Below are 9,106 nucleotides of genomic sequence, written 5' to 3' on the forward strand. Positions count from 1 at the left end.
AGCAGGCGCAACCAACGATGAACCGCTTCGCCGAGCTCCTCGACCGGCTGGTGCTGACGCCTTCGCGCAACGGCAAGCTGACGCTGCTCACCGACTATTTCCGTAGCGTCGAGGATCCCGACCGCGGACTGGCGCTGGCGGCGATCACCGGCGATCTGTCGATCGCGGCGGTGAAGCCGGCGATGCTGCGCGGGCTGGTGGTCGAGCGGATGGACCCCGTGCTGTTCGGCTATTCCTACGATTATGTTGGCGATCTCGCCGAGACGGTGTCGCTGGTCTGGCCGCAGCCGGCCGGCCACATACCGAACCACGCGCCAACGCTCGCCGAAGTGGTCGGCAAGCTCCAGGCGGCGAGCCGCTCCGACGGGCCGCAGGTGCTCGCCAGGCTTCTCGACAGCGCCAGCATCTCTGCGCGCTTCGCCATCATCAAGCTGGTTACCGGCGGGTTGCGCATCGGCGTGTCGGCGCGGCTTGCCAAGCAGGCGTTGGCCGATCTCGGCCAAGTCGATGTCGTCGAGATCGAGGAGCTCTGGCACGGGCTGACGCCTCCCTACACGGCGCTCTTTGCGTGGCTGGAAGGCCGGGCGGAAAAACCGAGAAGCGCGGCGCTCGCATTGTTCCGGCCGGTGATGCTGTCCAACGCGGTCGATGACGGCGATTTGGAAAAGCTCGAACCGGCCGATTATGCGGCGGAGTGGAAATGGGACGGCATCCGCGTCCAGGCGGTGTGCGAGGGCGGCATCCGCCGGCTGTATTCGCGCACCGGCGACGATGTTTCCGGCGCCTTCCCGGACCTCGCCGCGACGATGGATTTCGAGGCGGCGCTCGACGGCGAATTGCTGGTCGGCGACCCGCGCGAGGCGACCGGAACCTTCTCCGACCTGCAGCAGCGGCTGAACCGCAAGAGCGTCTCGCCAAAAATCCAGCAGCAATATCCGGCCTTCATGCGCTGCTACGACGCGCTGCAAATCAACGGCGAGGATTTGCGCAGCCTCCCCTTCGCCGAGCGCCGCACCCGGCTCGGAGCCTTCGTCCAGACGCTCGATGCCAGCCGCTTCGACCTTTCGCCGCTGGTCGAATTTTCGGATTGGGAGACGCTGGAGCGGCTGCGCCAGGCGCCGCCGCATCCGATCATCGAAGGGGTGATGCTGAAGCGCTGGGATTCGCCCTATCTTGCCGGCCGGCCGAAAGGCCCCTGGTTCAAGTGGAAGCGCGATCCGCACACGATCGACGCGGTGCTGATGTATGCGCAGCGCGGCCACGGCAAGCGATCGAGCTTCTATTCCGACTACACTTTCGGGGTCTGGTCAGGCCCGGAGGGATCGGAAGAGCTGGTGCCGGTCGGCAAGGCCTATTTCGGCTTCACCGACGAGGAGCTGCGGCAAATCGACAAATATGTGCGCGACCATACGATCGAGCGGTTCGGGCCGGTGCGCTCGGTGCGCGCCGATCGCAAGAATGGGCTGGTGCTGGAAGTGGCCTTCGAAGGGCTCAACCGCTCGACGCGCCATAAATCTGGCGTCGCGATGCGCTTTCCGCGCATCTCACGGTTGCGCTGGGACAAGCCCTCCGCCGAGGCCGACCGGATCGAGACGCTGCAGGCGTTGCTCGACAGCTAGAAATCTGCCGACGCTTCACCCCACCCGGCGCTTCGCGCCGACCTTCCCATCAAGGGGAGGTCGGTCGCATCCCTGGAGATAGCCCCTCGCTGCCGATGCCGAGGTCACTCCGCGATCGATACGCGGATCTCGTAGATGTCGACGGACTTGCCCTGCTTGTCGAAATCGGAGTTGACGGCGATGGTGCCGGCCGCACCCGGGTGCTTGTTCGGGAACTGCACGTCGAACAGGTATTCGTTGCGCTCGTGGCCGACGACATAGCGCTTGCGGCCGCAATCGCCGAGCTCGCCGAAATTGCAGTCGACCGAGATCTGCGTCTCCTTGCCTTCTTCCGAGCGGGCGATGATGTCAAACATGGCATGCTTGCCGGCGAGCTTTTCCAGCACGCCCTGGCCGACATCGAAGGCAATGGCCGAGCCGGATGCGCCCGAGCGGACGCGCAGGAACTGGCCGGTGTCGTCCTTCATCACATCTGCGGCGGCGTCGGACGGTGTGCTGACATGGGTCGGATCGCTGGGCGAGAAGACGTTGATCCAGTTCTTCGACTGATCCGCCTCGCCGGGCTTCTGCGGCGAACCGGTGTCGGCTGGCTGCGAGGAGTCTTCGTCTTCCAGCGTCGGGGTCGGCTCTGGCGGACCGGTGTTGAGTTCAGCCGCCGTCTTGAAGACTCCGGTCTGCTTGGCGAAATAGAGGCCGATGCCGGCAGCCGCCAGCAGAGTCGCCGCGACAAAGATGGCGGTGAGCGGCAGGCGCCGGCCACGGATACGCCGTTCATCGCGATCCGGCGCCACTTCGGCGCCGTTGCCGATGGACGCTCCGGGGGAGTCATCAAGCGTCGGCGCGTTCGGAAGCGCCTCGTCCGGCATGATGTCGGGCACGCGGGGCAGCACGCGCGAGCGCGGCGCATCCGATGTGTCGGGCTGCACCGGACCGTCGACGGTGATCGACGGCGACGGTGCCGCCTGGTCGGGGCCCCGCGGGGCATCCACCGGCGGCGCGGGAGACTGGCTCGGCGTGTCGACCGCCGGCCCCGGCGCGGCGTTGCCGACGAATGGACCGCTGTCCAGCGGAAGCGTCACGTCAGGAACGGCCTGGACAGCCGGCAGGAATTCGGATTCGATCTCGGTGATCTTGGCCTGCACCGCCTTGCGGCGGTTGATGGCGGCTTCCACCGTCACGTTCGGGTTGGCCTGCAGCACGCGATCGAGCGCGGCAAAGGCCGAGCGATAGACCTTCTCGCGAAACGCCCGGTCCTCGGGATTGCCTTTCTCGAAGGCGTTGCGGATCGCTTTCTCGATGGCGTCCAAGCGAGCTCCCTCTGCGCGTTCGCTCACAGTTATCGATCGTTAGCCGCAGGCGACCAGTCAATCAACGGGCGGGCGGCTGCCTTGCCGACGCATCCAATGCCCATTTCGGCGTTTTTTGTTGAAGAATCAACATTTTTGTCGCCGCCGCCGGATCGGCCTGCAACGAAATCGGAGCCTCCCGCCGGCGAGCCCGCAAGCCGTGCTGGCGCGGGGCTTAAGGCTGTCGCGCAGCGGCAAGCGACGGAATTGCCGCGCATGAGCGCAGGATTTCGCCGCCAGCCATCTTGAATTAGCTGGCGGTTGAGTCTATCAACCGGCGCATCTTGGAAGCCCAGCGGCTTCCCGGGCCGCTTTAGCTCAGTTGGTAGAGCACATCATTCGTAATGATGGGGTCGCGTGTTCGAGTCACGCAAGCGGCACCAGTTTCCCGCTGTTTTCTCAATATTTTCAATTTGTTAGGCAAAAGCCGACCTTGAACGGTCCATTCTCCTGTCCACCTTTTCGCAAGCTTTGGAAACAGCGGGGTTAAGGTTCCGTCAGCCATCGTCACCGTCGGCTCCGACGATACAGGGAAAGCCTTTCCGCTCCCATTCGTCCCGGGTCGCGTTCATGCCCGTACCGCCTTTCGGCTTGCCTTGCGGCCGGCCTGCTGGCGCGCGACGGCCTGTAGACGATCCGCCAGCGCAGCTTCGTCGCGAGCGAGCGCTAGCGCCGTCTCTGGTGTGCTGCCGCCATGCTGCCGCAGCCAGGCTTGTTTCCAGCGAAGGTGACGAACGCAATCGGCGGGAATGAATATCTGTTTCAGGCACTCGACTCGCCAGACATTGAAGGCCCTCTTCGTCGCGGCCGAGCTTGCCAACGCTTCCGTGCTTTCCTTCCCATGGGCGCCGGAGGCCAGAATGCGTCGATAGTCGGCCGTCATGTAGAAGTGATAGGCCAAGGCGATCTGCATTTGGCCTGTTCGCCAGTCCGACGCCGGCTTGATCCAGGCGATGATTTCCGCCAGTTCGTTCGGCCGCGCCCGAGGGACGAATTGAACAACCTCGCCCATGGTCACGCCTCCTCGCAGAGCGATGTCATGCAGGCGACGAAGGCGTCCCCATCCACTTCCAATTCCAGGCCCAATCCCTGGTAAACGCGGATTAGGCAGGCGGCCTTGGCGCGGACCTCCTCTATCGTTTCGCACCGGAGACCCATAACGGCCCGGAAGGCTTCTCTGGCTTCAAAGAAGGCTTCGTCGCACTTATCGTAAGCGTCGTGGTATCCGCTGGCCTCGATGATCGCCTCCTGCTCTCGGAGAGCCGCCAGTCCCTTGCCGCCTTGTTCTTCAAGGTCGCGCTTCCACCGCTCATAGGCCGGCTTGTTCATGCCACCCTGTGCGAAGCTCGCTTCGATCCCTGCATGTTTACGAGCTATCTCAGCCTCGAGGCTCGCGGAGGTGTGGAAGGCCGTCGGCTTGTGCGACCAGATCGAGGAGGCGCCGCCCGGCGCCGTCCACGTCGGAAAGAAGCTGTTCCCGAGCGCTTCGGCGATCGTCGTTTCGCGCGCCTGGCAAACCTCGTAGTGATCCTCTGCCGCCCGGCAGGCCGCCAGAACGTCCTGAAAGATGGATGCCGGCGGCGGAGAAGCAGCGGCCGGCGTGACCACGGCAGCAGCTATGCCACCGGAGAGAAGGGCAAGCGCCTTACGGCGGTTGACATTGGGCAAGCCTTCTGCGGCTGCCCGAACATGAGTGTTCGACATTCCACTTCTCCATTTTGTGCTTCATACACAATAAGCTGTGTACCATTAACGTAAACGGGAAATGGCGATTGTCAACCTGTTTCTGTGTGTGGTACACATTTTCTGAAACAGAGGGATAGCAATGCTGACTACCGGCAACCAACTAAAAGCAGCGCGGGCGCTCGTGGGGATGGAGCAACAAGAAGCTGCAAAAGCGGCTGGCGTCCATGTGAATACGATACGGAGCATGGAGGCGGCCGGGGCAGCTCCGATCGCCGGTCGGGCTCAGAATGTTCAAGCCGTGCAGCGCGCGCTCGAAGGGGCCGGCATCGAGTTCTTGAACCACGGAAGTCCTGGTGTCAGGTTGAGGGCAAAGCAATGACCCAGCCCACCACGCGCCGTACGTTGTCGCCTAAGCGACGACCCCACATTACCAATGATGTGCATCCCCGCGTTTTGCGCGGTTTTCTCTGCTGAAAATGCCGGAACAGAGCGAAAACATCAGGAGATTTCTGTACGGTTTCTGTGCGGTTGGTCCCGATCTTCCCTGTGCGTCAGCCCGCTCCGACGGTATGGAAACCCGAGCGCCACTGTGCTATATGTGTTCTAAATGGAATGGGGATGCTCGTTCGGCGTCTGGCCTCGGTTTACCGGGGCCTTTCGCTTTTATGGGAACACCTTCATGCCATTGTGAGGGAAGAACTCACTTCCCATGAACTTGGTCCTGATTATATCAAAGGGTCGGTTCACTTGCAGCGGTCGCATGCACCGCAGCCCGATCGGTCGAGCCACTAGATCGGCTAGCTGAAGTCCAATCGAATTGCTCGCTTTGGGGATTATTTCCATCTCCATGTTCGAAAATCCCCGGCGAGCTAAGTAATGTTTGCCGTCCATAATTCGCCGGAACTCCAGTTCGAGTTTGCGGTCTTCCTCTCCTCCGCCGGCTTTGCCACCGCGCTGTTCGAAAATTATGTGCGTCAGCTTCCCGGTTTGCTGGTTCGCGTTGAGGAAGAGCGCCAGCCGCTCCATGCAGAAAAGCAAAGCCAGGTGATAGGGATTGTCGGGGTCGGAATACCGCTGCTTATGATGGTCCTTGCGGATGACCGCCGGAATAATCGTCATCGATGTGTCGGCGATGATGGCCGTAAGCTGGGTTAGGAAATCCTCTTTGATGGCTCGACTTTTGAGGAATCCAAAGGGAGGCAGATCCTTCCGAATTTCGCGCTCGTGCAGGATGCAAACGTCATGGCCGAACCATGCGAGCTTAAATTGCTGCACCCTTGGGCAGACGATGTTCACGTAATCTTCCTTGCGGAACACGCAAAGGGCCAAGACAAAGACAGGATATTCGGGGTTCACGATTTCGAGGTTGTGATCGCCACTTTCGTCGACAAATACGATGTAGTCGCCGTACTCAATTACCCCTTCCATCTTGTTCCCCGAACCGAACTGCTGTTTTGAGAGCAATCCAATCATCAATCCGGTTTGCTCACAAGAACGCTGCAGGCCAACTGTTCACCTAGCCGGAACAAGGCTCCGCGATCATCGTTGCATTAGTGACCGAAACGGGGGCAGTGCATGAAAACCTATATAGTCGAGACGATGGCCGGTGAAGTGGTGACAGATCATCGAATAGTGCTCGCTAAAACGCCACTGGATGCCGCAAAGATAGGGACCGGCCGTGAGGTCCACGAAAAACGCGAAGAGATGGAATGGGTGCGGGTGACGGACGAGTCAGAAGCCGCCGTATCTTGGTTCGCTTTCAAGTGACCTGTGGATAGTAACCGGCTGTTGACCATGGCGAGCCGTTCCCGATTGCCCGTAAGCTCGGAGGGGAATCTCATGCCGGTGTTGCCTAGCGTAGCCGGCGGCCGGAAGTGTCACCCCAACCCGCATGATCGGTCGCCGGCTTTTTTGGGCCAAAGGGGGAGCTATGAGCCCGCCCTTTTCCTCGGGCTGCGGACAATGGCCGCGTATGTGGCTTGGCACGCGCTACCGATCGAGCCGAGCGGCTGGAGGGCGGCGCCCCGGCCTCTTGTTAGGACTGGCCTCCGAGGACGCAACCGGGTCTCGGACGGCCCTGCTGCTCTCGAACTCTTGGGCGTCTTGGCGGTTGATCCGGAGGAGCTTTCCCCCTAATCGCCATGCCCGCAATTGACCGCTATTGATGAGATTGCGAATGTGGTGCTCGCTGCATCCCCACTCGACCGCCAAGGTGCGCGGTGTGTAGACGTTTGGCCGTGATTCTTGGTCGCTGGTCATGTCATAGCCTTCGGCTGTCTTGAGCGGGCGCCGCCAGTCTATCACCAATGGGAGAGAGCGATGACCAAATCCAAAGCCGGATTGTATGGGAACCGCCCCCCATTTCGGCTGTCTCTAGGTCGAGCGGATCTGGCAATCGCGATCGGTGTAAGCACATCCTCTATCGATGTCATGGTCGCCGAAGGGGCCTTACCGCCTCCCCGTATATGGCACTCCCGCAAGCTATGGATCGTCGCCGAGGTCGAGGCTCATATCAACGAATGGCCAGCCGACGGAGAGGATGAGCCGTTCAACCGGATAGACGCAATTCTGGACCGTCGACAGCCCGAAGAGCCGAAGACAGGCGCTGGCGGCTATCCTATCGCTTCGGGCCGAAAGGGGGATCCGCTCCAAGAGTACTACGATCGGCTGGGCTTCGACCCGGCCACGATGGGCCAAGCTGAGATGATGGAGTTGAGAAAGGCCGCTGAGGAAAAATGGAAAGCTTCGATTCCGGGCACTCCGCTTCAAAAGCGCGAGCGAGCGGCGCTCCACCAACTTGGGGCACACGGCCCTAACGTCCTTGTTCACTGGAGTAAGATCAAGAACTGCGGCCCGGACACGACGGAGCGGCTGAAGGCGCGGGGGTTTTTGGAAACGACAGATCATCCGAAGTATGCCGATAGCGTTGAATCATTGATCCTTACAGATGCAGGCTATACAGCTTTCAAGGCGCTCTGACTCTGAAATCGCTCGTCCCCCTCTACATGGCCGCAATCGGCCTTGTGATGTTCGCCAGCGCGGTCTGGCGCTACCGGCAGCGCGATATTGTCGGGATGGCTGCAAGCTTCATCATGGCCGCGCTGGCCTGCTACGTTCTTTTGCGATGAAGGGCTTTCGGGCTGGTGTCCGGGGAATAGGTCAGCGTGATGCGCTTGCCGCCGCAGACCGCGCATTTCATCCTCGGCCTCAAGTCCCACTCCATAGCCGGAGCATCAGCGCCGAAGCGGTCGCGGAGTGCCGGCAGATCGATCTTCTGATGTCGATGGCAATCCAGGCAGCCGCCCGTAACGGACATGCCCGCGTCAATCAGCTCTTGGAATGTCCAGCCAGTACCCATGCCCGGTGATGTAGTTAGCAATGGCTTGACGAAGAAGCTAATTGCCGCCGCTTCCTTCATCGAAGTCCTGCAGGGTCGCATGGCGTAGCGTGTGCTCGCCGCGAAGGAACTTCACCCGGCCGGTAATGCCAGGCCGCACCCACTCGACATCATCGGCGAAGGCGCTCGGCACACGCTGCGCGGGCTTCGAGGCCCTGGCCTCCTGGACACGATGCCACAGACGCTCGCGGAGGCCCCTGGGAAGCGTTACAGCCGCCGTGCCGGCATATCGGCCACCGCGCGCCATGATCGCCGCAGCGGGCTTCCCAGGCTCTCGCTTGATGCCCAGCAGTTCGAAGTCGCCGACGTCCCAACACTTGCATTTAACCCAGAAATCCTGCCGGCCACTGCGATAGGAGCTGGTGCGGCGCTTCGAGACAATCCCCTCCAGCCCCATCTTCTCGACGGCCTCGAAGACGGCGTCTCCGTTGCCCTCGACATGATCGCTATACTGGATGATGCCCTTGGCCGGCTTGATCAGGTTCCAGAGCCTCGCCTTGCGCTCGATCAGCGGCAGAGCACGAATATGATCGCCATTGAGATAAAGCAGGTCGAAGGCCACGAAGGCGAGTTGTTCGGCATTCCATGTCATGCGGGAGTGCATCGCTTGGAAGTTCGGCCGGCCGTCCGGATCCGGCGCGATCATCTCGCCATCGATGATGAAGGACTCGGCGGGAAGCTTCTCAGCCGCCGCGACGATAGGCCAATATCGCTTCGACCAATCGTGCCCATTCCGAGAGAAGGCACGCGCGCCAGCCCAGTCGAGGGTCAGCTGGGTTCGATAGCCGTCGAATTTGATCTCGTGCAGCCAATCATCGCTGACCGGCGGTGTTTCGACCTGGACAGGCTCCAGCGGCTTGACAAAGGATAGCCGGGCTCTGCCGGCAGGCGTACGCATGCGAACCCCAACGCAAAACTCGAATTTGATTCAATCTCGCACAGCCGTAAGGGTTGCGTTAGCGTTCTAAAAGAACGGCCCGCCCTCGGCATGTGAGCCAAGGGTGGGCCTGCGGAGGGGGGGCGCTCCGCGCGGCAGCGTTCGGCACAAGGGTCGGGAG

Annotated in this window: 11 protein-coding genes and 1 tRNA gene; 6 read left to right on the top strand and 6 right to left on the bottom strand. The window is 61.5% G+C overall.

Annotated features, from left to right (window positions below; all coding sequences use genetic code 11):
* Positions 1 to 17: 17 nt before the first annotated feature.
* Positions 18 to 1,619 carry a cisplatin damage response ATP-dependent DNA ligase gene (locus EOA75_RS23145; protein WP_127247693.1) on the top strand — a complete coding sequence of 534 codons (1,602 nt, stop codon included), beginning with the start codon at positions 18 to 20 and terminating at the stop codon, positions 1,617 to 1,619.
* A 104-nt stretch (positions 1,620 to 1,723) separates the two neighbouring features.
* Here the strand turns inward: EOA75_RS23145 and EOA75_RS23150 are convergent, their stop codons facing one another.
* Entirely contained in the window at positions 1,724 to 2,926 is a 1,203-nt protein-coding gene (locus EOA75_RS23150; protein WP_127325252.1) for a hypothetical protein, read from the bottom strand.
* A gap of 346 nt (positions 2,927 to 3,272) precedes the next feature.
* Between EOA75_RS23150 and EOA75_RS23155 the strand changes: the two genes are divergently transcribed.
* A tRNA-Thr gene (locus tag EOA75_RS23155) sits at positions 3,273 to 3,348 on the top strand.
* A gap of 185 nt (positions 3,349 to 3,533) precedes the next feature.
* On the opposite strand, the gene EOA75_RS23160 is transcribed toward EOA75_RS23155, so the two are convergent.
* Both EOA75_RS23160 and EOA75_RS23165 read right to left on the bottom strand, forming a co-directional pair.
* On the bottom strand, positions 3,534 to 3,977 hold the full coding sequence (locus tag EOA75_RS23160; RefSeq protein ID WP_127325253.1) for a hypothetical protein: 444 nt from the start codon (positions 3,975 to 3,977) through the stop codon (positions 3,534 to 3,536).
* 2 nt (positions 3,978 to 3,979) lie between these two features.
* Positions 3,980 to 4,573, bottom strand: coding sequence for a hypothetical protein (locus EOA75_RS23165; RefSeq protein ID WP_127325254.1), 594 nt, complete (start codon positions 4,571 to 4,573; stop codon positions 3,980 to 3,982).
* Positions 4,574 to 4,790: 217 nt separating this feature from the next.
* Between EOA75_RS23165 and EOA75_RS23170 the strand changes: the two genes are divergently transcribed.
* The gene (locus EOA75_RS23170; RefSeq protein ID WP_127325255.1) at positions 4,791 to 5,030 is read left to right on the top strand and encodes a helix-turn-helix transcriptional regulator; all 240 of its coding nucleotides are present in this window, start codon (positions 4,791 to 4,793) and stop codon (positions 5,028 to 5,030) included.
* 284 nt (positions 5,031 to 5,314) lie between these two features.
* On the opposite strand, the gene EOA75_RS23175 is transcribed toward EOA75_RS23170, so the two are convergent.
* Entirely contained in the window at positions 5,315 to 6,124 is an 810-nt protein-coding gene (locus EOA75_RS23175; protein WP_245466709.1) for a DUF3800 domain-containing protein, read from the bottom strand.
* A 102-nt stretch (positions 6,125 to 6,226) separates the two neighbouring features.
* On the opposite strand from EOA75_RS23175, the gene EOA75_RS23180 reads away from it, so the two are divergent.
* The 3 genes from EOA75_RS23180 (at position 6,227) to EOA75_RS35635 (ending at position 7,779) form a co-directional block, all read left to right on the top strand.
* Positions 6,227 to 6,418 carry a hypothetical protein gene (locus tag EOA75_RS23180; protein ID WP_127325256.1) on the top strand — a complete coding sequence of 64 codons (192 nt, stop codon included), beginning with the start codon at positions 6,227 to 6,229 and terminating at the stop codon, positions 6,416 to 6,418.
* Positions 6,419 to 6,970: 552 nt separating this feature from the next.
* Positions 6,971 to 7,630 (top strand): hypothetical protein, encoded by a 660-nt coding sequence (locus tag EOA75_RS23190; protein WP_127325258.1) that lies wholly within the window; start codon positions 6,971 to 6,973, stop codon positions 7,628 to 7,630.
* Between the two features lie 26 nt (positions 7,631 to 7,656).
* Complete coding sequence (locus tag EOA75_RS35635; RefSeq protein WP_281058551.1) at positions 7,657 to 7,779, top strand: hypothetical protein; 123 nt, start codon at positions 7,657 to 7,659, stop codon at positions 7,777 to 7,779.
* Here the strand turns inward: EOA75_RS35635 and EOA75_RS23195 are convergent.
* Positions 7,761 to 8,069, bottom strand: a complete 309-nt coding sequence (locus EOA75_RS23195) for a hypothetical protein (protein ID WP_245466710.1) — start codon at positions 8,067 to 8,069, stop codon at positions 7,761 to 7,763. The genes EOA75_RS35635 and EOA75_RS23195 overlap by 19 nt on opposite strands.
* Complete coding sequence (locus tag EOA75_RS23200; protein ID WP_127325259.1) at positions 8,047 to 8,946, bottom strand: RNA ligase family protein; 900 nt, start codon at positions 8,944 to 8,946, stop codon at positions 8,047 to 8,049. Before EOA75_RS23200 ends, EOA75_RS23195 begins: the two co-directional genes overlap by 23 nt.
* Positions 8,947 to 9,106: the final 160 nt, after the last annotated feature.

This window comes from Mesorhizobium sp. M1A.F.Ca.IN.022.07.1.1, from assembly GCF_003997575.1.
Taxonomy (GTDB): domain Bacteria; phylum Pseudomonadota; class Alphaproteobacteria; order Rhizobiales; family Rhizobiaceae; genus Mesorhizobium.